Annotated in this window: 15 protein-coding genes; 13 read left to right on the top strand and 2 right to left on the bottom strand. The window is 74.1% G+C overall.

Annotated elements, in window-relative coordinates:
• The first annotated feature begins 2 nt into the window (after positions 1-2).
• From AB1673_14015 to AB1673_13970, 10 genes are all read left to right on the top strand, one after another.
• Positions 3-1,985 (top strand): hypothetical protein, encoded by a 1,983-nt coding sequence (locus AB1673_14015; protein ID MEW6155080.1) that lies wholly within the window; start codon positions 3-5, stop codon positions 1,983-1,985.
• A gap of 46 nt (positions 1,986-2,031) precedes the next feature.
• Positions 2,032-3,252 carry a hypothetical protein gene (locus AB1673_14010; protein ID MEW6155079.1) on the top strand — a complete coding sequence of 407 codons (1,221 nt, stop codon included), beginning with the start codon at positions 2,032-2,034 and terminating at the stop codon, positions 3,250-3,252.
• Positions 3,249-5,435 (top strand): tetratricopeptide repeat protein, encoded by a 2,187-nt coding sequence (locus AB1673_14005; protein MEW6155078.1) that lies wholly within the window; start codon positions 3,249-3,251, stop codon positions 5,433-5,435. The genes AB1673_14010 and AB1673_14005 overlap by 4 nt, the downstream gene beginning before the upstream one ends.
• Before the next feature lie 5 nt (positions 5,436-5,440).
• Complete coding sequence (locus AB1673_14000; protein MEW6155077.1) at positions 5,441-6,805, top strand: protein phosphatase 2C domain-containing protein; 1,365 nt, start codon at positions 5,441-5,443, stop codon at positions 6,803-6,805.
• Positions 6,802-8,085, top strand: a complete 1,284-nt coding sequence (locus AB1673_13995) for a VWA domain-containing protein (GenBank protein ID MEW6155076.1) — start codon at positions 6,802-6,804, stop codon at positions 8,083-8,085. The genes AB1673_14000 and AB1673_13995 overlap by 4 nt, the downstream gene beginning before the upstream one ends.
• A 10-nt stretch (positions 8,086-8,095) precedes the next feature.
• The gene (locus tag AB1673_13990) at positions 8,096-8,803 is read left to right on the top strand and encodes an FHA domain-containing protein (GenBank protein MEW6155075.1); all 708 of its coding nucleotides are present in this window, start codon (positions 8,096-8,098) and stop codon (positions 8,801-8,803) included.
• Positions 8,800-10,110: a hypothetical protein gene (locus AB1673_13985; GenBank protein MEW6155074.1), complete on the top strand. Its 1,311-nt coding sequence runs from the start codon at positions 8,800-8,802 to the stop codon at positions 10,108-10,110. The genes AB1673_13990 and AB1673_13985 overlap by 4 nt, the downstream gene beginning before the upstream one ends.
• Entirely contained in the window at positions 10,107-11,273 is a 1,167-nt protein-coding gene (locus AB1673_13980) for a spermidine/putrescine ABC transporter substrate-binding protein (GenBank protein ID MEW6155073.1), read from the top strand. Before AB1673_13985 ends, AB1673_13980 begins: the two co-directional genes overlap by 4 nt.
• Positions 11,273-12,640, top strand: coding sequence for an aminotransferase class V-fold PLP-dependent enzyme (locus tag AB1673_13975; protein ID MEW6155072.1), 1,368 nt, complete (start codon positions 11,273-11,275; stop codon positions 12,638-12,640). Before AB1673_13980 ends, AB1673_13975 begins: the two co-directional genes overlap by 1 nt.
• A 327-nt stretch (positions 12,641-12,967) precedes the next feature.
• Entirely contained in the window at positions 12,968-13,141 is a 174-nt protein-coding gene (locus tag AB1673_13970; GenBank protein MEW6155071.1) for a hypothetical protein, read from the top strand.
• Between the two features lie 34 nt (positions 13,142-13,175).
• Here AB1673_13970 and AB1673_13965 read toward each other — a convergent pair whose 3' ends face one another.
• Complete coding sequence (locus AB1673_13965; GenBank protein MEW6155070.1) at positions 13,176-15,638, bottom strand: helix-turn-helix domain-containing protein; 2,463 nt, start codon at positions 15,636-15,638, stop codon at positions 13,176-13,178.
• 235 nt (positions 15,639-15,873) lie between these two features.
• Here AB1673_13965 and AB1673_13960 point away from each other — a divergent pair, with 235 nt between their 5' ends.
• Positions 15,874-17,805, top strand: a complete 1,932-nt coding sequence (locus AB1673_13960) for an ABC transporter ATP-binding protein (GenBank protein ID MEW6155069.1) — start codon at positions 15,874-15,876, stop codon at positions 17,803-17,805.
• Positions 17,806-17,815: 10 nt separating this feature from the next.
• Here AB1673_13960 and AB1673_13955 read toward each other — a convergent pair whose 3' ends face one another.
• Complete coding sequence (locus AB1673_13955) at positions 17,816-19,081, bottom strand: glycosyltransferase (protein MEW6155068.1); 1,266 nt, start codon at positions 19,079-19,081, stop codon at positions 17,816-17,818.
• Positions 19,082-19,246: 165 nt separating this feature from the next.
• Here AB1673_13955 and AB1673_13950 point away from each other — a divergent pair, with 165 nt between their 5' ends.
• Complete coding sequence (locus AB1673_13950; protein MEW6155067.1) at positions 19,247-20,305, top strand: right-handed parallel beta-helix repeat-containing protein; 1,059 nt, start codon at positions 19,247-19,249, stop codon at positions 20,303-20,305.
• A gap of 34 nt (positions 20,306-20,339) precedes the next feature.
• Positions 20,340-22,148: a Rieske (2Fe-2S) protein gene (locus tag AB1673_13945; GenBank protein MEW6155066.1), complete on the top strand. Its 1,809-nt coding sequence runs from the start codon at positions 20,340-20,342 to the stop codon at positions 22,146-22,148.
• The last annotated feature ends 131 nt before the right edge of the window (positions 22,149-22,279 follow it).

The following is a 22,279-nucleotide window of genomic DNA, read 5'->3' as shown; positions in this document are numbered from 1 at the left end:
GCGTGCGCGCTGACCTGGTGGCCCTGACCGACGGATCGCTGGCCGCCCTGGCCAACCGGGGGATCGTGAAGCGGGCGGCGCGCGAGGTGGCCGAGGGCCTGGGCCCCGAACTCGCCGAGACGGAGGGCGCCGTCACCGCCACCTTCCCTGACGGGACGACGGTGCTGCTCCCTGTGGGTAAGACCTTGGGGCAGGGCCGTTGTTCCTGCCCGGCCTCGGGAGTGTGCCGCCACCAGGTCATGCTGGCGATGGCCTACCGCCAGAGGTTGGCCAGGGCCGGGGACGGGGAGCCCGCCCCAGCGCGCGCCCTCGCCCGTGAGCGCACGTGGTCGCCCGCCCAGTTCAGCGACGCCGAGCTCGAGGCCTACGTCGGCAGCCGGCTGCTGGCTGAGGCCCGACGGGCCTTCCGGTCGGGGTACCGGGCACGCGTGCGGAGAGCCGGGGACGGGCAGGCCGAGCCGGCCGCCGAGCTGGCGACCTGCACGGTGCGCTTCTTGGTGCCGGGGGAACTGGGCTACGCCCGCGTCGACGCCGCCCGAGGCACGCGCCAGGACGCGGTGGCGCTGGCCGTCTGGGCCTTCCGGAAGGCCGACGAGCTCGGGCTCGGGGGCCCGGTCGTCGATGTCGAAGTGGGCGGCCCGGAGGCCGTGACCGCCGGCAGGCACGGCCTCGAGGCCCTGCTTGCCCTCCTGGCCGATCTCCTGTCCGACGGCGTGACCGGCACCGGGCCCGAGGTCGCCACGGCCATAGCCCAGGTTCGGCAGGCCCTCGACGGCCGCAACCTGCGGTGGCCGGTCGACGTCCTCGACGACCTGACCGGTCAGATCGAGGCCTACCGTTCCCGCAGCTCGGGCTACGAACCCCGTCGAGCGGCCGAGGTCGTGGCCGAGGCGATCGCCCGCCACCGGTGTGCCACCGGAGGGGGCGCGTCCTCGCCGGCCCAGGTGCTCGGCACCGAGGAGGCGGCCGAGACACCCCTGCGCCTGCTCCGGCTGACGGGGCTGGGTGCCCGGGCCACCGGTGACGACCGGAGCCGGTCCCTCGAGGTCTACCTGGCCCAGCCCGACGCCGGCGTGGTGCTCGCCCTTCGCCGCCGGGCCGAGGCGAGCGGCGGGACGGGCGGTGCTCCGGCGCCCCTGGCCTCCGAGCTCGGACGCCGCCGGGCGGGCGGTGCCCGGCTGGCCGCCCTGGCGTCGGCCAACGTGGTCACCGAGTCGGCCGTGCGGGCCGCCAACCGGGTGGTGCGCTTCTCCGAGAGCCGGGTGGCCAAGACATCGGTCACGCCTTCGTCCGGACGGTGGGACGAACTGCCCGAGGGCATCCTGGTGCCCGACTTGGACGCCGAGGCGGCCCGCCTGGCCGGGCTGGCGCCCTCGGTCGTGCGGGCCAGAGTGGTCGCCGAGTCGGTCCGAGCGGTCCCCGTCGAAGCCCTAGACGACCTGTACTACGTGCCCGGCGAGCAGCGGCTGCGCGCCACCGTGTCGGCTCCTGTAGGCCGGGCTGCGGTGGTGTTCACCCACTCGGCGGCCACGCCCGGGGCCGTCGACGCCCTGGCTCGTGCCCTGGCCGGGGAGGACGGACCGGTTCGCTTCGTGGCCGGTCACCTGCGCCGGCGCAGCGGCGGCATCGAACTGGAGCCGACGGCCGTGGTCACGGGCAGCACGGTGGTCGTCCCCGCCTTCGCCGAGGCCGAGCCCCGGGCCATCGAAGCCGCGCCGGTGGTGGTCACGGGCCCTATGGCCAACGCGGTGGACGCGGCGCTCGACGTGGCCGCCGATCTCCTCCACAGGGGGCTCCGCAATCTTCCGCCGAGCTGGTGGCCGCGAGCCGATCACGCCGCCCGGGGCCTGGGCGCGGTCGGCCTGACCCGGGCGGGCGCGGCCCTGGCCACCCTGGCCGATGTGGCTCGCTACCGGGGCCCGGACTGTGTCGAGCGTTGGGCCGACGCCTATCTGCGCCTTCTCGTGACAGCCGAGCAGTTGTAGGAGGCCGGTGGGGCCCGCGCTGGGACGTGCCGTAGCATGGCCGGCCGTGGCCGCCCCCCGGAGAGCGCCCCAGACCGCCGCCTCCCGTGGTGGGGCCGAGCGGGCGCTGGGTGACCTGAGGGCCGGGGTGTCGCGGATGGCCGACGCCTTGTTCCGGCTCGACACCGCCCCGGAGCTGGCCCTGGTGCGGGACGGGAGCGCGATGGTCGGCCAGTCGGCCGTCCTGGCCGGGGAGGCGACGGCCCGGCTCCGTTCGGCGTGGGAGCTCTACCCGGTGCTGACGTCGGCCGTCGACGCTCTGGAGGAGGCCGTGGCCGGGCGCCGGGAGGCGGAGGCCGAGCGCCTCCTGGGCCCCTCGGGCGTGGCCCTGCCCGACGGCACGTCGACGTCCCCAGCGGCCCTGCTGGCGTCACTGGAGGACGACTTGGAGGCGGCCCAGGAGTCCGCGGGGCGGCTGGCGGCGGCCTGGCGCGACACGGTCCCCCGGCTCGACCGGGCCTCGGCCACGCTGGCCATGGTCGAGGCACGAGCCTCCGACCTCGGCGTGGGCGGCCCGGACGTCGTCCAGGCCCGTTCCCTGCTCTCCGACCTCGTCCGGCAGTCGGCTGCCGACCCTCTCGGCATCGACCCAGGCCCCGCGGAGCGGGCGGTCGAGCGCGCCCGTGCCCGCGTGGAGTCCCTCGTCGAGCAGCGGGCCTCGCTGCCGGCCGACCTCGAAGGGGCCCGCCGCACTCTGGCCGAGATCAGTGGGGCCATCGACGCCGGCCGCCACGCTCTGGCCGCCACCCGGTCGCGCATCGCCGGCCCGTCGGGCACGCTCGAGCCCCTCGACCCCGCCCTCCTCGACGCCGGTCCTTCGGCCCTGCGCCCGTGGCTGGGCCGGCTCGAGGCGGCCGCCGCGGCCGGCAACTGGGTCACGGCCGCCCCCGGCCTCGACCAGTGGCAGCAGGAGGCCGACCGCCTGCTCCACCGGGCCCGGGCGGTGCTGGCGGCCAACCAGGCCCCGCTGGCCCAGCGCAACGACCTGCGGGGCCTGCTCGACGGGTTCCGGGCCAAGGCAGGGGCCGTGGGCCGGGCCGAGAGCCCCACGCTCACCGCCCTCTACCGGGCCGGTCGCGACGCCCTCTACACCGTTCCCTGCCACCTCGACACGGCCGAGGCCCGGGTCCGGGACTTCGTGGCCGCCGTCAATACGCCCGAGCCCGACCCCGGGCCCGGGCCGCCCGGGCCGCCTGGGCCCGAGCTCGACGACCGGGGGTTGCGGTGAGCGACCCGCGGGCGGGTACGGCCTGCGGTGAACCGGGCTGTGGGGGGACGGTCCTCGACGACGGCTACTGCGACACCTGCGGGGCCAAGGCCAAGCCCCCCGGGCCGAGCCGTTCCTCGGCCCCGGGAGGGGCCGGCGGACCGGCGCCATCGGCCAGCCGGTCGTTCGCCACCGGGTCGCGCCGGGCCGGGGGTTCTCGGCGGTTGGCCTCGGCCCGCACGGCTAGCGCCCGCTCCCGCAGTTCGCTGGGCTCGGGCCTGGTCGACGTGCCGCCCGCTCCCCTCATCGACCCCACCGGGCTGATCATGGCCGACCCCCAGGTCAAGGAGGACAAGCGGTTCTGCTCCCGGTGCGGTTCGGCGGTGGGACGCAGCCAGGGGGGCAAGGCCGGTCGTTCACGTGGCTTCTGCCCGTCGTGCCGCAACCCCTACGACTTCCTGCCGAAGCTCCAGCCCGGCGAGCTGCTGGCCGGCCAGTACGAGGTGGCCGGCTGCCTGGCCCACGGTGGTCTGGGGTGGATCTACCTGGTGCGCGACCGGGCCGTGCACGGCCGCTGGTCGGTGCTCAAGGGGTTGCTCGATTCCGGGGACGAGGCGGCCATGGCGGTGGCCGTGAGCGAGCGCCGCTTCCTGGCCCAGATCGACCACCCCAGCATCGTGCAGATCTACAACTTCGTGACCCACAAGGGCGCCGGCTACATCGTCATGGAGTACGTGGGCGGCCCCTCGCTGAAGCAGCTCCTGAAGCGGCGCCAGGAGGCCAACGGCGGCCAGCCCGACCCCCTGCCCCCCGAGCAGGCCATCGCCTTCGTGCTCGCCATCCTGCCCGCCTTCGCCTACCTCCACGGGCGGGGCATGGTCTACTGCGACTTCAAGCCTGACAACCTCATCCAGGTCGAGGACCAGGTGAAGCTCATCGACCTGGGGGGAGTACGCCACATCGACGACCCCGTGGGCGACATCTACGGGACGGTGGGCTTCCAGGCCCCCGAGATCGCCGAGATGGGCCCGTCGGTGGCGTCGGACATCTACACCATGGGGCGCACCCTGGCCGTTCTCACCATGGACTTCCGGGGCTACCAGGGCACCTTCGCCCACTCCCTGCCCGACCCCGCCGACCACCCCGTGCTGGCCCGGTTCCCCTCCTTCCACCGGTTCCTGCTCAAGTCGACCGCCGAACACCCCGACGACCGCTTCCAGTCGGTGACCGAGGCCGGCGACCAGCTCATGGGTGTGCTGCGCGAGGTGATGGCCCTGACGACGGGCCTGCCCCACCCCGGCCCCAGCGCCAACTTCGGGGCGCCCCGGGGCGACGAGGGCCTGCCCCCGCTCACGGTCGCCCCCGGAGACCAGTCGGCCGGCTTCCTCACCAGCCTGCCCGCCGACCCCGCCGAGGTCGTGCGGGCCATCGCCGAGGGGGTGACGGCCGGCCAGCTGGAGGAGACGGGCGAGGTCAGGCTGCGGCGGGCGCGCGCCCTGCTCGAGCTGGGTGAGCGTGATGCCGCCCTGGCCGAGGTTGCGGCCGTGGAGGCGGCCGATCCTTGGGAGTGGCGGGCCGTGTGGCTGCGGGGGGTGGCCGCCCTGAGCGCCGGGGACGTGGCCGGGGCGGCGGCCGCCTTCGAGCGCTGCATGTTCGAGGTGCCGGGGGAACTGGCGCCCAAGCTGGCCGCCGGCGTGTGTGCCGAGCGGGCCGGTGACCTGTCGACGGCGGCCGCCTTGTACGGCGCGGTGTCGGCCGTGGACCCCGCGTATGTGGCCGCCACCACCGGCCTGGCCCGTTGCCGCCTCGCCCAGGACGACCTCGACGGCGCCCTGAAGGCTTGGAGCCGGGTCCCGCCCACCCACCGGGCCTACGGCGATGCCCGGGTCTCGGCGGTGAGGGCGCTGGTGGCCAACGGACGGTTCGCCGAGGCGGCCGACACCCTCGAAGGCCTGCGGCTGGAGCCCCGCCCCCGGGCCGAGCTAGACGTGCTCGTCTTCGAGACCGCCCTCTCCGGGCCGGCTACTGGCCGGGCCCGCCCCGATCCCCGGGTACGGGTCCGGGGCCATGCCCTCGACGAAGACGGCGCCCGCCGGGGGCTGGAGGAGGCGTGCCGTGCCCTGGCCCGGCTGACCTCCGACCCGGCCGAGCGGGTACGGCTGGTGGACCGGGCCAACGAGGTCCGGCCCTTCTCGGTAGTGTGACGGCGATGCGGGCGGTCGCAGTCGTCCTCTGCCCCGCCTGCGGCGAGCAGGCATCCGCGTCCGACCGCTTCTGCGAGGCCTGTGGCGAGGAACTGGGCGGCGGGCCAGGTGGGCCGGGCACCGGCCTCGACGGCGCCTCTGGAGGGCCGGGGCCGGCGGCCAGCCAGCCATCTTGTGGTTCGTGCGGCACCGAGGACCCGTGGCTCGACGGTTACTGCTCGGTGTGCGGGGCCAAGGAGCCTGACCTCCGTGACCACCTGGAGGCCGCCCTCGGCGGCCTCGGGGCGGTGACCGACCGGGGCCGGCGCCACTCCCGCAACGAGGACGCCATGGCCGTGGGCCTCGGTGCCGGATGGCTGGCGGCCGTCGTATGCGACGGCGTGTCCCAGAGCCAGCGACCCCAGGACGCCTCGCAGGCGGCGGCCGACGCCGCGCTGGCCGAGCTGCTGGCTTCGCCGCCTGGGCCGGCCCAGATGCTGGCCGCCTACTCGGCGGCCCGGGAGGCCGTGCTCTCGCTCCCCTACGACGAGGGGGCCGACCTCGGGCCACCCTCTTGTACCTACCTCGCCGCCACGGTCGCCGGCTCCCACGTGGTGCTGGCCGCCCTGGGCGACTGCCGGGCCTACTGGGTGGGTGACGGCGGCCCGCTCCAGCTCACGGCCGACCACGGGTGGGCGGCGGAAGCGGTGGCCGCGGGGATGCCGGTCGACGAGGCCCGCTCAGACCCCCGGGCTCACGCCGTCACCCGGTGGCTGGCGGCCGACGCTGACCCCACCTGGCAGCCCGACGTGGCGGCCTTCGACGCGCCCGGCCCGGGCCTGCTGCTGCTGGCCTCCGACGGCCTGTGGAACTACGCCCCCGAGCCCGCCGAGCTGGCGGCCGTCATCGCTGGGGCCGGTGACCCCGGGGCCGCCGACTACCCGGCCGGTGATCCCGGGGCCGGCGGTCCGAAGGCCGGTGATCCCCGGGCCGCCGACTACCCGGCCGCTGGTCCCGGGGCCGCGGACTACCCGGCCGGTGATCCCGGGGCCGGCGGTCCGAAGGCCGGCGCCGGTTCGTTGGCCGCCGAACCCGTGGCCGCCGAACCCGTGGCGGCCGAGCCCGTGGCCAATGGCGCCGCGGCCAACGTCCCCGGGGCCAGCGTCACCGACGCCGGCCCGCACGCCCTTGGCGGTCCCGACGCCGGCCCGGTCGCGCCCGGCGAGAGCCCGCTCGACCTCGCCCGCCGGCTGGTGGCGTTCGCCCTCTCGTCGGGGGGTTCGGACAACATCACGGTGGCTGTTGTCTCCGTGCCGGCCGCCGCACCGGCCCCGACGGCCACCGCACCTGCCCCTGCCCCTACCGACTCGGAAGGACCGGTCCCGACATGAGCTTCACGGCCAGTACGTACCAGAACCCCTACCTCCACGCCGGGGCCACCGAGGTACACGCCGTGGTCACGGTGACGGGCACCGGCGAGGTGGTGGTCGGTGCCCCGCCCGAGAGGGCGGTAGCGCTGATCATCGACACCAGCGGCTCCATGGCCCATCCCGAGGCCAAGATCCGGGCCGCCCGCCAGGCCGCGGCCGCGGCCGTCGAGAACGTGCCCGACGGCACGTGGTTCGGCGTGGTCTCGGGCAGCCACGTTGCCCACTGGGTCTACCCCGGCGGCTCCGATCTGGCCCGGGCCGACGAGCGCACCCGGTCGGAGGCGGTCAGCGCCGTTCGGGCCTTGGCGGCCGAGGGCGGGACGGCCATCTCCACATGGCTCGACCTGGCCCGGACGGCCTTCGATCTCCACCCCGGGGCCATCCGGCTGGCCTACCTGCTCACCGACGGCCGCAACGAGAGCGAGAAGCGTTCGCAACTGGAGGCCGCGCTGGCCCGCTGTGCCGGTGTCTTCCAGTGCGACGCCCGGGGCATCGGCACCGACTGGGACGTGTCCGAGCTGCGCCTGATCACCTCGTCGCTGCTGGGCGAGGTCGACCTCATCGCCGCTCCCGACGACATGGACGACGACTTCCGGGCCTTCCTCGACCGGGCCATCGGCAAGGACGTGGCCGACGTGCGCCTGCGGCTCTGGGCCCCCCAGGGGTCCTCGGTACGGTTCGTGCGCCAGGTCGCCCCCTCCATCGAGGACCTCACGGCCAAGGCCGCGCCCGTCAACCCGCTGACCAACGACTTCCCGACGGGTGCCTGGGGCGGGGGCGAGAGCCGCGACTACCACGTGTGCGTCGACGTCCCGCCCGGTGAGGTGGGTGACGAGAAGCTGGCCGCTCGGGTCAGCCTGGTCATCGACGGCCAACCGGTGTCCCAGGCCCTGGTCAAGGCCATCTGGACCGAGGACGAGGCCCTCAGCGCCCGCATCAGCCCCGAGGTGGCCCACTACACGGGCCAGGCCGAGCTGGCCGAGGCCATCCACGACGGGCTGGAGGCCCGCAAGCAGGGCGACATCGAGGGGGCGACGGTCAAGCTGGGCCGGGCCGTCCAGCTCGCCCACCAGTCGGGCAACGAGGGGACGGTCCGCCTTCTCAAGAAGGTGGTCGACGTGGAGGACCCGGCCACCGGCACGGTCAGGGTCAAACGCAACGTCGACACCGTCGACGAGATGGCCCTCGACACCCGCTCCACCCGCACGGTGCGGGTGGCGGCCAAGCCTGCGGGTTCGTGAGGCCGAGGCCATGAGCACGACGACCTGCCCCAACGGCCACGCCTCCACGTCCGCCGACTACTGCGACACATGCGGTACCCCCATCGAGGCCGCCCCGGCTGCGCCCCCCGCCACGCCGCCCGCCACGCCGCCCGCGGCCCCGGCCCCGCCCGCGCCGCCCTGTCCCAACTGCGGGGCCGCCCGTTCTCCCGACGACGCCTTCTGCGAGGTGTGCGGCCTCGACTTCGCCACCGGCCAGCTCCCGGCCCCGCCCGCCGCCCCGCCGGGCTCGGCCCCGTCCACCCCGGCTGCCCCCGCCGGTCCGGGGGACTGGGTGGCCGTGGTGGAGGCCGACCGGGCGTTCTACGAGGGCAACGACAGCCCCGATCTGGCCATAGCCTTCCCGGCCCAGCCGGTGGCCGTCGAGGTGCCGCTGCACGGCGACGAGGTGCTGATAGGCCGGCTCAGCGAGAGCCGGGGGATCTTCCCCGATGTCGACCTGGGCCCGCCCCACGACGACCCCGGGGTGTCCCGCCGTCACGCCGTGGCCCGCCGCCGAGGCGACGGCTGGGTGGTGGCTGACCAGGGCTCGACCAACGGCACGTGGATCGGGGGGAAGATGCTCGATGAGGGTGAGGAGGTGGCCGTGGGCGACGGCGACCACGTGCTGGTGGGGGCGTGGACCCGGGTCACCTTCCGCCGGCTCCCGGAGGCGCCCGGAGGGGGCGCCATCCCGTGAGGGCCCGCCGGTGGCCACGGGCCTCGGCATCGACCACACCCGGGCAGTACCGGCTGTGGTCGGTGGGGCTGGCGGCCGCCATGGTCGTCGTGGCCCTGGCCGGTACGGCCGCGGCCGCCAACCTCGAACGCAGCACCGAGCGCATCCGCGACAACACCGGCCCCGTCCTGGTGGCCACCCAGGCCCTGGTGGCCAGCCTGGCCGAGGCCGATGCCGCGGCCACCGCGGCCTTCCTGTCCGGCCGTGACGAGGACCCCGAGCAGCGGCGCCTCTACGAGCAGGCCCTGGCCCGGGCCAGCGAGCAGCTCGAAGGCGTGGCCGCCCGCATCGGCGAGGACCCGCCCACCCACGCGGCGCTCACCGCGGTAGCCGTCCAGGTGACCCGCTACGCCGGCCTGGTGGAGGCGGCCCGCGCCCTCAACCGGGCGGGCGCACCCGGGGCCGAGGACTACCTCGTCGACGCCCTCGACCTGCTGGCCACCACCGTGGCCCAGGACACCCGTGCCCTCACATCTGCCACCCAGGAGCGCTTCGCCCAGGACGAGCGCGACCGGGACACGGGCGTGGTCCTGGCCGTGGTGCTGGGCGTTGTCGCGCTGGCCGCCCTGGTGGCCGCCCAGGTGGCCGTCACCCGCCGCACCCACCGGCTCCTCAACCCGCCCCTGGTTCTGGCCACGCTGGTCCTGGCGACCACGGTCACGTGGCTGGCGCTGGCCAACATCCGTTCGGGTGGTGACCTGGCCGACGCCCGCCGGGGCGGCTACGACTCCATCGTGCTCTCGGCCCAGGTGCAGACCTCGGGCTTCCGGGCCAAGTCCGACGAGACCGTCGCCCTGATCACCGGCGACCAGCGACGGCGGGCCTCGGCCCAGCAGGAGGCCGAGGTGTTGCTGGCCGGGCCCGTCACCGACGAGGTCGTGGCCGCTGCTCGCAGCGGCGAGCTGCTCCCAGCCGGGGGGCTCATGGCCGACGCGGCCCGGCTGGCCGACTCCGACCGCGAGAGAGCGGCGGTGGCCGAGCTTCTCGTGCGCTGGGAGCGCTACCAGCAGACCGTCCGCCTGCTCCGTTCGGCGGCCACCCCTGAGGCCGGGCGCCAGATCGCCGTGGGCCCGGCCGCGTCCACGTTCAACGGGTTCAACTTCTCGGTCGAGTCGGTGCTGGGCGACAACCGTGCCCAGTTCCTGACCGGCCTGGACCAGGCCGCCGACCGGGTCACGGGGTTGGCGGCGGTCACGCTGTTCGGACCTCTGGCCGCCGCCTTGGCCGCCATGTGGGGTTTCCAACTGAGGATCAGGGAGTACCGGTGAGCCCGATCATCGTCCCAACGCCGTCCGGGCGGTCACACCTGACCCGCCGCCGCTTCCTGGGTCTGAGCGCGGCGGCCGTGGCCGCGCTGGCCGCCGGGTGCACGTCGGGCGGCGGCCCTCCGGCGGTGACCGGGGGAACGGGCCGCCTGCGGGTCCTCAACTGGGCGGATTACATCGACGCCGACGATGCCGGTTCACCCGGCACGGTGGCTCGCTTCGAGGCGGCCACCGGGACGTCCGTCGACTACGTCGAGGACTACGACGGCAACGAGGACGCCTTCGCCGACCTGTTCGAGCCGACGCTGGGCCGGGGCCAGGCCACGGGCTTCGACATCGTCGTCCCCACCTACTGGGCCGTGGCCCGCATGCTCGACCGGGGCTGGCTCCAGCCTGTTCCCATCGAGCGGGTGCCCAACCACGTCAACGTCGACCCCGCCTTCTTGGGCATGCCCTGGGACCGCGGGGCCCGCTACCACATGCCCTGGCAGGTGGGCATCACCGGGATCGCCTACAACCCGGCCCTCACCCGCCGCGATGTACGGGCTGTGGAGGACCTGTTCGACCCCGCCCTGCGGGGCCGGGTGGGCATGGTGTCGGAGATGCGCGAGACCGTCGGGCTGGTGATGCTCACCCAGGGGGCCGACCCGTCCCGGGCCACGGTGGCCACCGCCGAGGCCGCCCTCGAACGTATCGACCAGGCCGTCGGCAGCGGCCAGATCGCCCGGTTCACGTCCGCCGAGTTCGTCGACGCCTTGACCTCGGGGGAGTTCGCGGCGTGCCTGGCCTGGTCGGGCGACATCATCCAGCTCCAGGCCGAGCGGCCCGACATCCGTTTCGTGATCCCGGCCGAGGGGGCCATCCGCTGGTTCGACAGCATGGTCATCCCCGTGCGGGCCGACGACGCGGCGGCGGCCGCCGACTGGATGAACTTCGTGTACGACCCGGCCAACGCGGCTCGCATCACCCAGGCCGTTCAGTACATCAGCCCTGTTCTGGGGGTACGCGAGGAGCTGCTGGCGGCCGGGGGCGAGGCCGCCGCGCTGGCCGCCAACCCCATCCTGTTCCCCGACGACGAGACCCGGCGCCGCCTGTTCTTCTGGGCCGGGCTCGACGCCGCTGCCGAGGACGCCGTCGCCGCCCGCTTTTCGGAGATCATCGCCTGATGCCCCAGCGCATGCACCGCTTCGACGCCACCATGGGTTCGTTCACGGCCGACGTGATGGCCTTCGCCCGGCGCCGGATGGAGGCCGACGCCCACGGCCTGGCCCTGGGCCACCCGCGGTCCCCCGCCGACCTCGACGCCGCTGCTGGCCCGAGCATCACCGAGGAGGGCCTCGGCCCTGACGAGGTGCTGCGCCGGTTCACCGAGGTGCTCGAGCCGGCCTGCCTGTCGGTCGACTTTCCCCGCTACCTGGCCTTCGTGCCCGCCGCCCCCAGCGAGATCGCCGTGCTGGCCGACCTGGTCGTGAGCGCCTGCTCCATCTACGGGGGGTCGTGGCTGGAGGGGGCAGGGGCGGTGTGGGCCGAGAACCAGGCCCTGCGCTGGATCTCCGACCTGGCCGGCCTGCCCGCCCAGGCCGGTGGGTGCTTCGTGTCGGGGGGCACCAACGGCAACCTGCCCGCCCTGGTCGCGGCCCGGGCCGCCGCTCGGGCGGCCCGGGCCAAGGGGGACCGGGCCAGCCCGGCCGGAGGCTGGGCGATCGTGGCCGGCGAGACGGCCCACTCGTCGGTCGAGGCGGCCGCCGAGGTGATGGACGCCGAGCTGGTCGTTGTCCCCGGCCGCCGTCTGACCGGCCCGGCGCTCGCACCCGTCCTCGCCCGGCTCGGGCCGAGGGTGGCGGCGGTGGTGGCCACCGCCGGTTCGACCAACCTGGGCCTCGTCGACGACCTGGCCTCGGTGGCCGACGCCTGCTCGGCCGCTGGGGCGTGGCTGCACGTCGACGCCGCCTACGGAGGGGCGGCCCTGTGCGCCCCCTCGGCCCGGCCCCGGTTCGCAGGCATCGAGCGGGCCGACTCGGTGATCGTCGACCCCCACAAGTGGCTGTTCGCCCCCTTCGACGTCTGCGCGCTGGTCTACCGCGACCCCGAGCTGGGCCGGCTGGCCCACTCCCAGCATGCCGACTACCTCGACGTGCTCTACAGCGGGGACTGGAACCCGTCGGACTACGCCGTCCACCTCACCCGCCGGGCGCGGGGTGTGCCTTTCTGGTTCGCCCTGGCGGCCAACGGCACCCGGGCCTACGCCGAGGCCGTGGAAGAGTGCCTGCGCACCACCCGCCGGGCGGCCGAGATCGTGCGAGCCGCCCCTCACCTGGAGCTGGTGTGCGAACCCGAACTGTCGGTCGTGGCCCTCCGCCGGACCGGTTGGGGCTTCGACGACTACCGGGGCTGGTCCAACCGCATGCTGGAGTCGGGCCAGCTCTTCGCCGTCCCGTCCCGCCACGAGGACGAACCCATGCTGCGGCTGTGCATCGTCAACCCGGCCACCACCGAGGACGACATCGCTCTGGTGGTCGCGTCCCTGCGCTGACGGCTACCCCGGTCGGGCCCGGCGTCACCGCGGCGGCCGCCACGTACGCGAACCCCAGCTCCTCAGTCATCTCCCGGCCGGTGACGAAGGTCACCTCGCGATATCGGCCCAGTTTGTCCATGGGGCCCGGGCGCCGTGTCCGTCAAAGTGCCCTTGCAGCCGGTCAACGGCGCGTGCGGCCCACCTAGTCCGTGGGCCACGCGCTTCGTCCCGGCAGACAGACAACCGGTACGTGAGGAAGACCCACGGTGCGTGGGCTCCCGGCTTTGCACTCGTGAGCCTACCGCGCACCCGGGCTCTCCCTCGCGCTGAGCAAGGGGAGAGCGCATGGACACCTGCGTCCTGGAACATCCGCGGGCCGACCACGGTACAGAGGCCAGCCGCCCGGTCACGGCCGGGCCCGCCCGTAGCCGCAAGCTACTGGTGGGCGCCGTCATCTCGGTCCTGGGGCCCATCGCCGTCACCGGCGTGGCCTGGGCCAACGGCTGCGCCTGCGGCTAGCGGCCTGCGGCTGAGCGGCGCTCCGCCCGGCAGGTCAGGGCCGGAGGTGGGACAGGCGGGCGGGCGGGCCGGCCCCGTCGCCCGCCTGGCTCCGCCGCACCATCTCGAGTACCTCGGTTACCTCCATGGCCCGGCCCGCGCTCATGGAGCGGGCCTTCTCGCCGTCGGTGACGTGCTGGTCGCAGTGGGCGATGACATCGCGGCGGAGGTCGTCGTGCTCGCCGCTGGGCCGGGTACCCATCTCCGACCACAAGGTGTCGGCCGCGCCGATCATGCGCAGGGCCGGGCGCCAGCGCCCGAGCCGGGCCGTGACCGCAGCCAGCGTGACGAGGGTGGCGGCGCACCAGGGGCGGTCGCCGAGCTGGTCGTAGCTCGCGAGGGCCTCGATCGTGAGCGCCTCGGCCGACTCCAGGGCCCCCCGCTTGTAGGCGACGCGGCCCAGGCCGGCATTGGTGGTGGCCAGCCCCCGGGCGTCGCCCATGGCGATCTGGGCGCGGCGGCACTCGACCAGCCAGTCCTGGGCTTCTTCGAACTGGCCCTCGTGCTCGGCCGCCCAGGCCAGGTTGCCCAGGGTCAGGGCCTTGTTGAACCGGTCACCGACCTGGCCCAGCAGGCGGGCCGCCTCGGTCCAGTGTTCATAGGCCGGTTCGAGGGCCAGGCGGCGCCGGCAGATCATCCCCCGCCCGATCAGGGCCTGTGCCCGGCCCCGAGCGTCGTTCAGCCGGTCGTAGATGGCCTGGGCTTCCATGAAGCAGTGGTCGGCCTCCTCGAGGTGGGAGAGCTGCTCGGCCAGGGCGCCCCGGTTGAGCCAGGCGATGGCGGCCACGGCGGGCAGGTCGAGCTCCCCGGCCAGGGCCTCGGCCTCGTCCAGGTAGGCACGCGACTCGTCGAAGTGTCCTGTGACCCAGGCGAGGGCACCGGCCCCGGCGCACGCCACCGCCCGGGCGTGGCTCGGTCTCGGGGACGCGGCCAACGCGCGCGCCAGCCACTGGCGTCCGGTGGGGATGTCCCGCATGAGGTGGAAGCGCCAGCTGTTGCCGGCCATCTCCAGTGCGAGGTCGGGCTCGTGCTCGAGGGCCCACTGGAAGCCGGTCCGCAGGTTGTCGAGCTCGATCGACAGCTCCTGGGCGCACTCGGACTGGCGGTGGCCGGTGAGCCCAGCCCCGCACCGGTCGGACAGGGCCACGTAGTAGCGGGCGTGGAGCCGGCGGGTGGCCGTGCGCTGGCCCCGGTCGGCCAGGCGGGCGTCGGCGAACGACCGGATCGACGCCAGAAGGTCGAAGCGGGGGACGTCGCGGTCCTCCCCCCACAGTTCGACGACGCTCTTGCGGGCCAAGGAGGCGAGGAGCCGGGTGGTGGCCCGGCGGTCGGCCCCGATGGCGGCCCCGGCGACGGCGGCCGCCGCTTCGGCCGTGAAGCCACCCGAGAACACCGACAGGCGGTCGAGCAGGTCGGCTTCGTCGCGCTCGAGAAGTTCCCAACTGGCGGCGATGGCCCCGGCCAGGGACTGGTGGTGGGAGGGCAGGTCGGCGGGGACGTCGTCGGCCAGGTCGAGGGGCTCGGACGCCCTCTCGGCGATGGCCGCCGTCCCCTCGGTGGCCACGCCGCCGGCGGCCAGGACGATGGCCAGGGGGAGCCCGTCGACCTTCCGGCACGTACGGGCCACGGCCTCGCAGTTGTCCTCGGTCAGCCGGAAGCGGGGGTCGGCCATGGTCGCCCGGGCCACGAACAGCTCGACGGCTGTCCCCCGGCTGATCTCGGCCAGCGACGGGCCCGACCAGAGGTCGGGCAGGCCCAGCTTCGGCACCGGGTAGACGTGCTCGCTGACGAGGCCGAGGGCCTCGCGGCTGGTGACCAGCAGCTTGACCCCCGCGACCTCCCCGGCGAGGGTGCTGACCAGGTCACGTGCCTCCAGGACGTGCTCGAAGTTGTCGAACACCACGAGCACCTGCTGGCCCCGCAGGCGCCGGGCCAGCAGTTCGGCCGGGTCGGCGCCCGGCTCGACGGGCAGTCCCATCTCCCGGCACGCCCGGGGGGCCACGTCGGCCGCGTGGGCCACGTCGAGCAACGACACCCACCATGAGCCGCTGAGCAGCACCGAGTCGAGCCGGGTGGCCAGCTCCAGGGCGAGGCGGGTCTTGCCGATCCCGGGCGGCCCTACGAGGGTTACGAGCCGGGTAGGGCCGGCCAGCAGCGACTGGAGCGCCTCGAGCTCCTGGTCCCGCCCCACGAGGGCGTCCGGCGGGCACGGCAGGGGCGGGCGGGAGAGGTCGGTGCTGGAGGCGTGGACGAGCGCCTCCTCGGGGGTACCGGCCACCTGGGCCAGACGGGCCAGGAACTGGCGGCTGGCCGGCCTCGTGCCGCCCTCGATCTTGGCTATGTAGTTCGTGTCGTAGCCGAGGGCCTCGGCCAGGGCGGCCTGGGACATCCGGTTCTGGTGGCGCCACGACTTCAGCCACTTCCGGAGCTCACTACCCTGCTCGACACCCGGTGTCATTTACGACCTGACCCCCCAGCAACAGTCTGCCCGCCGGGATTGTCCACCATTGTCCATGTTTGTCCATTCTGCGTCCAGGGCACCTGGGTTTCGATTGCCACGACCTGAGACCTGCGTTCGGTGGGGGTGACCCTGGTGGGCGCAGGTGCCACGACGGGCTCAGGGCACCAGTTGGTGTAGCGGTCCCGTCCGGGGGCTAGGCCCGGACCGGACCGCTACCCTGGTTTACGTCCCTGTGAGCGAAACACCCGAAGAAGGGCAAGAGGGGGACGGGGAGGCCCGCGCCGAGCGAACGCCGTTCACCGCCGACGACTACTTCCGGCGCCCACCCCGTGATCTCCGCCGTTTCCCCCGTCTCGTCGCGGGCGCGCTGACGCTCACGTGGCGGGCCGCTCGCCGGGATTTCATCATCTCCGCCCTCCTCCAGTTCGTTTCCGCCCTGGCCCTCACGGGCCAGCTCGTGGTCGGGCGCCAGGTGCTGGGCGGCATCTTGGAAGTCGGCCAGGGAGCGTCGGTGGCCGGCCTGGCTCCGCCGCTGGCGATGCTCGCCCTGCTGACCAGCGTCGTGGCCGTGGCCCGCATCTCCCAGCAGTCGCTCCAACGCCTGATCGCCGAGCGAACGGCCTACCACGCCATGAGCCAGGTGCTGAAGGTGAGCACCACCGTCGACCTGGTGACCTACGAGGAGCCCGCCTTCCACGACCGCCTGGTCCGGGCCCTGGTGAACGCCCAGAGCCGCCCGGCGGCCATGGCCGCGGGCATGCTCGGCCTCATCTCGGGCGGGCTCAGCGTCGTGGCCATCGGCGTCGGGCTCCTACTGCTTCAGCCCGAGATCCTGGGGCTGGCCCTGGTGGCTTTCATCCCCGGGTGGTACGCCACCCGGCGGGCCAGCCGGGCCGTGTACGACTTCGCCCGGGCCCAGACCGAGCGCGACCGGCGCCGGACTTACCTCTCCGACGTGCTGACGGGCAAGGCCTCGGCCAAGGAGATCAGGGCCTACCGCCTGCGGGGTTACTTCCTGGACACGTTCAGCCGCCTCTACGACGAGCGGATCGCCGACCTGCGCCGGGTCACCCGCCGGACCCTGCAGTGGGGGATGACCGGCAGCCTGCTCAGCTCGCTCCTGACCGCTTCGACCTTCGCCGTGCTGCTGTGGTTCGTATCGACGGGCCGCACGCCCCTGGAGGCCGCGGGTGCGGCCGCGGGCGGCGTCGTGCTGCTGGGCCAGCGCCTGTCGACCCTGTCGGGTTCGATCGGCTCGTTGTACGAGAGCTCGCTGTTCGTCGAGGACTTCGTGGGGTTCGTGGCCGCCGAGCCGGTTGCCCCCGTCGGCCGGGACAAGGCGCCCGACGGGTTCGACCACCTCGTGCTCGAAGACGTGGTCTTCCGCTACCCGAGCTCGGACCGCCCCAGCGTCAACGGTGTCTCCCTGGAGGTGCGGCGCGGCCAGGTGATCGCGCTGGTCGGCGAGAACGGGTCGGGCAAGACGACCCTGGCCAAGGTCATGGCCGGGCTCTACGCGCCGGAGTCCGGCCGGGTGACCTGGGACGGGACCGACATCAACCGGTACGACCCCGACGAGCTCCGGGAGTCGGTGGCCGTGATCTTCCAGGACTTCCTGCGCTACTTCCTTCCGGCCCGGGTCAACATCGAAGTGGGACGGGCCGACCGCATCGGCGACGACGACGGGGTCGTGGGCGCCGCCCGCCTGGCCGGGATCGACGAGGGCCTTCGCCGGCTGCGCAACGGCTACGACACTCTCCTCGGTCCCCAGTTCTACGGCGGCACCGACCTCTCGGGGGGCCAATGGCAGCGCCTGGCGCTGGCCCGTGGGTTCTTCCGGGACGCGTCGCTTCTCATCCTCGACGAGCCCACCGCCGCCCTCGACCCCCGGGCCGAGGCCTGGCTGTTCGAGAGCATCCGCCGCCTGTTCGAGGGCCGCTCGGTCGTGCTGATCTCCCACCGGTTCTCCAGCGTGCGCACGGCCGACCGCATCTATGTCCTCCACGACGGGGTCATCGTGGAGGAGGGCACCCACGAACAGCTGATGGCCGAGAAGGGGCGTTACGCCGAGCTCTTCGCCCTGCAGGCTTCGGCCTACTTCGACGTCGAGCCCCCCCCGGGCCCGCCGGTGCCCGACCCTGGGACGGTCCCCACCGACGGCTGACGCCCTGGCCCTACGGCCCCGCCCCTTCGCGGCGGTAGATGCCGACCAGCTCGGCCACGTGCTCGTCCATGGTCTTGACCCTGGGGAACCGGTCCAGGGCGGCGAGGGTGCCCGGAGTGGACACCAGGGCCCGTAGTTTGGCCGCCAGGTCGTGGCGGTCGTCGGGCTCGAAGAGCAGCCCGTTGCGGCCTTCGGCCACCACCTCGGCGAGCGCGCCCACGCGGCTGGCCAGGACCGGCAGGCGGGCGCGCGCGGCCTCGTGGGCGACCCGGCAGAAGGTCTCGTGGACGCGCGAGGGGATGACGAGAAGGTCGAGCGAGGCCAGGTAGGACTGCATCTCGGTGAACGGGACGCGGTCGCCGACCGTGATGCGGGGGTCTTCGGCGGCCGCCGAGCGCAGCCGCCGAAGGTAGTCCCGCTTCAAGGGTTCGCCCCGGAGGGTCAGCCGGGCCCCGGGGGCGTCCACCGTGCGGAAGGCGTCGACGAGCAGGTCGGCCCCTTTGGACTCGTGGTAGATCCCCAGATAGCCGACACTCACCCGGCCACACGGCGCAGCCCGACCGCCGACCACCTCGCCGGCCGACGGTTCGAGGCCGTAGGGGAGGACCTCGATCGTCGACGGCCGCGCCCCGAACTCGACGAACCGGTCCCGCACGAACATCGAGGGGGCGACCAGCACGTTGGCCCGGCCCAGGGTGGCGCGCATGCGGGCCGGGCGCGAGAGGTGGTGGCGGGCCCGCGTCCACAGCCGGCCTCGCAGGGCCAGGGCGGCCACTCGGCGGACCGAGGTGGCCTCGCTGTGCCACAGGCAGTTCACTCCCCACAGACGACCGCCCAGGTGGTGGCTGCGCCCGGGCGCGAGGTTGACGAGCGGGCACAGGAACCAGTGGTCGTTGAGGCCCACGACCACCGGCGTGCCCCGGTCCCGGGCGACCTCGACGAGGGCCGGGGACAGGTGCATGAGGTGAAGGACATGGACCACGTCGGGCTTGGTGCGGTTCAGCGCCTCGACGAACCGGTCCTCGACGTCGGGCCGCCGCAGGGCCAGGGGGTCGTCGGGGGCCCGCTCCGGGTCCCATAGGCGTTCGACCTCGATCGGGCCTTGGTGCTCCACCGAGTGCACGGTCGTCGCCGACCTGGGGTTGGCCGCGAAGACGGAGACCTCGTGGCCGGCCCTGACCAGCGCTTCGGCCAGGCCCTCGCCGTAGAGCTGGGTCCCGCCCTGCTCGTCAGGGGGGTACCCGAATGACACCAGCAGGACCCGCAACTTCGTCACCTCCGCCCCTCGTCGCCGGGTGCGCGAACGGCGAACGTAGCGCCTTGGAGCAGGGCCCCCTTGATCGCGGCGTTGTTCGCGGTTAGAAACGAACGGACGGCTGATCGCGCTCGAGCCCATTCGACGGGCTGGCAATGCGGGTCAGGGTGGGACCAGGAGGTTCTGATGCGCAAGCGTGCTGGGGTGCTGGCCATTGTCTCCGGCCTTGTTTCGGCGACTGCCGGCCTGGTGGCACCGAGCGTGGCCCACGCCAACGTCTCGTGCGGGCAGACGATCACCACCAACACCGTGCTGACGGGCGACGTGGGGCCGTGCGCCAACGGCGGGATCATCGTCGGGGCCGACAACATCACCCTCGACCTCAACGGCTACCGGGTGTTCGGCACCGCCCCGGCGGCCGACGGGGTGGGCATCTACCTGGAGAACCGGCGGGGCGTCACCGTCAAGAACGGGTGGGTCACCGACTTCGACGGCGGTGTGGTCATCCGCTACGGGCGGGGCAACACGGTCACGGGAATCAAGGCCTACGACAACCTCGGGTCGTCGCTCGGCCACCCTCCGGCCACCGGGACGTCCTTCGGCGACGGTATCGCCATCCAGGCCTCGACCCACAACAGCATCGTCGGCAACGAGGCCGTCAACAACGGGCCCTTCTCGGGGATCGGCATCTACCAGCAGACCGACTCCGACCACCCCGGGTTCGTCACCGGCCCGGCCGGTTACAACCTGGTCGACCGCAACATCGTGCGGGACAACAACGCTTGCCGGGCCAGCGGCTTCTGCGACAACGACGGGATCCGGGTGGAGCCCAACGTGGCCCGGGGCAACGTGATCTCCAACAACGTCGTGACCGGCAGCGGCCTCGACGGCATCTCCTTGTTCGGCGGGGTGCGAGGCACGCTGGTTATCCGCAACATCGCCTCGGACAACGGGGTGACCAACGACTTGGGTGACGGCATCCGCGTGTTCGGCCCGAGCAACATCATCCAGTACAACCAGACCGACGGCAACGCTTCGGGTGGTGTCAGCGTGGCCCGCCGCACGGGGTTCGGTGGCGGCTCGTTCCCGCCCGCCAACCCCAACGGCCGGGGCAACGTCATGTTCGGCAACACCGCCTCGGGCAACGGCATCTTCGACCTGTGGGACTCCAACCCCAACTGCGTGACCAGCCTGTGGCGGGGCAACTCGGGCACCCTCGTCAGCCCTCCCTGCACGCTCAACTGATAAGCGTCGGCCCGGCCGGCGTACCCTCGCGGCCGTGAGGGCGCGCGCCGGTTCGCTGCGGCAGCTCGAGGCCGAAGGCCACCTGGTGGCCAAGGCGGGCTCGCAGCCCGTGTGCGTGTTCTGGGCCGACGGCGTGGCCCGGGCGGTCGACGACCGCTGCCCCCACATGGGCTTCCCCCTCCACCGCGGTTCGATCGAGGAGGGCCTGCTCACCTGCCACTGGCACCACGCTCGCTTCGACCTGGCCACCGGCGGCACCCTCGACCCGTTCGCCGACGACGTGCGGGTGTTCCCGGTCGAGATCGACGGGGACGACGTGTTCGTCGTCGTCGAGGCGCCGGCCGGCCACGTCGAGCACCTGCGCCGCCGGCTGGTCGAGGGCCTCGAGCAGGGCCTGACCCTGGTCATGGCCAAGGCGGTACTCGGGCTGCTGGAGGCGGGGTGCGGGCCGGGCGAGATCGTGCGGGCGGGCGTCGAGTTCGGGACAGCCAACCGTCAATCGGGGTGGGGTTCGGGCCTGACCGTGCTGGCGGCCATGGCCAACCTGTTGCCGTGGCTCGACGAGGGGGACCGGGCGCTGGCTCTCGTGCACGGCCTGGCCTTCGTGGCCCGCGACACCCGCAACCGCCCTCCCCGCTTCCCGCTGGCCTCGCTGGGCCGGGCCGACCTGCCTGCTGATCGCCTGGCCTCGTGGTACCGCCGGTTCATCGAGACCCGCTCGCCTGACGCGGCCGAGCGGGTCCTGGCCACGGCCCTGGAGGGGGGCCACGACGTCGAGCCCGCCATGTTCGCAGCGGCCACCGACCACGTGTTCCTCGACGGCGGGCACACCCTCGATTTCACCAACAAGGCGTTCGAGGTGCTCGTCCCCTTCGGGGTGGAGGGGGCGTCGGTGGTCCTGCCCACGCTGGTCGAGCAGACGGCTCGGGCCACCCGGGCCGAGGAGAGCGGCCGCTGGCGCCACCCCCACGACCTGCTCGCCCTGGTGGCCGGCGCCGAGGCCCGCCTGGCAGCGGTGGGCGGGAGCTCGGGTGGGGCCGGGAGCGCGGCTGGGGCCGGTGGCGGCGGCGGGACCGGCGGTGGGGGTGCGGCCGGCGCTGGGGGCGGGGGCCGGGGTGTGGCCAGGCCGCTGTCCGAGCCCGGTGAGGTGAGCGCGCTGGGCTGGAGCCTGCTCGACGACGACCCTCGGGCCGTGGTCGAGGCCGTGGGCGCGGCCGCCGAACAGGGGGCCACGCCTGAGCAGCTGGGCCGGGCGCTGGCCTTCGCCGCGGCCCTGCGGATCACCCGCTTCCACGTCCAGAACGACTTCGGCGACTGGGACGCCGTCCACCACGCCTTCACCTACGCCAACGGCCTGCACCAGGCCCTGGTTCGCCGGCCCACGCCCGAACTGCTGCGGGGGGTGGTGCACGGGGCATTGCGGGTCTACCTCGACCGGTTCCTCAACGTGCCGGCTGCCCGCCCGCCCTCGATGGTGGACGCGCCGGCCGGCGGCCTCGAGGCCTTGCAGCCGTGCTGGGACGCCCAAGGAGGGGTCGACGAGGCCGGGGCCATCGCCTACGGCTGGGTGCGGGGCCGAGGCCGGGATCGCCAGGCCGAGCTGGTGGCGGCCTTGGGGCACGCCCTACTGGCCGAGGACGCCGAGTTCCACTGGTACCAGACCGTCGAGGCCGCAGCCCGCCAGGCGGCGGCGTGGCCCGAGGGGTCCGAGGAGGCCGCCCTGGTCCTGGCTGGGGCGGCCCGCTTCCTGGCTGCCCACACCCCGACCCGGCGCGAGCTGTCCCACGTGGTGCGCACCGCCGCCCGCCTGCGCCGAGGCGAGGAGCTGTTCACCGAGACTTGAGTAGCGCCGAACGGGGCCGCCGCCGGGCAGGGCCGCCGCCGGGCAGGGCCGCCGCCGGGCAGGGCCGCCACCGTACGGGGCTGCCGCCGGGCAGGGCCGCCACCGTACGGGGCTGCCGCCGGGCAGGGCCG

It is taken from the genome of Actinomycetota bacterium (genome assembly GCA_040754375.1).
In the GTDB taxonomy this organism is placed as follows: Bacteria; Actinomycetota; Acidimicrobiia; order Acidimicrobiales; family AC-14; genus JBFMCT01.
Note: the sequence above shows the minus strand (reverse complement) of the source record. Positions and strands in the feature narration are given on the sequence as shown.

What these genes read in the sequence shown, in the direction of transcription:
- AB1673_14000 (MEW6155077.1), top strand. Translation starts at nt 5,441, where the DNA reads ATGCGGGCGGTCGCAGTCGTCCTCTGCCCCGCCTGCGGCGAGCAGGCA.
- AB1673_13995 (MEW6155076.1), top strand. Translation starts at nt 6,802, where the DNA reads ATGAGCTTCACGGCCAGTACGTACCAGAACCCCTACCTCCACGCCGGG.
- AB1673_13990 (MEW6155075.1), top strand. Translation starts at nt 8,096, where the DNA reads ATGAGCACGACGACCTGCCCCAACGGCCACGCCTCCACGTCCGCCGAC.
- AB1673_13975 (MEW6155072.1), top strand. Translation starts at nt 11,273, where the DNA reads ATGCCCCAGCGCATGCACCGCTTCGACGCCACCATGGGTTCGTTCACG.
- AB1673_13970 (MEW6155071.1), top strand. Translation starts at nt 12,968, where the DNA reads ATGGACACCTGCGTCCTGGAACATCCGCGGGCCGACCACGGTACAGAG.
- AB1673_13965 (MEW6155070.1), bottom strand. Translation starts at nt 15,638, where the DNA reads ATGACACCGGGTGTCGAGCAGGGTAGTGAGCTCCGGAAGTGGCTGAAG.
- AB1673_13950 (MEW6155067.1), top strand. Translation starts at nt 19,247, where the DNA reads ATGCGCAAGCGTGCTGGGGTGCTGGCCATTGTCTCCGGCCTTGTTTCG.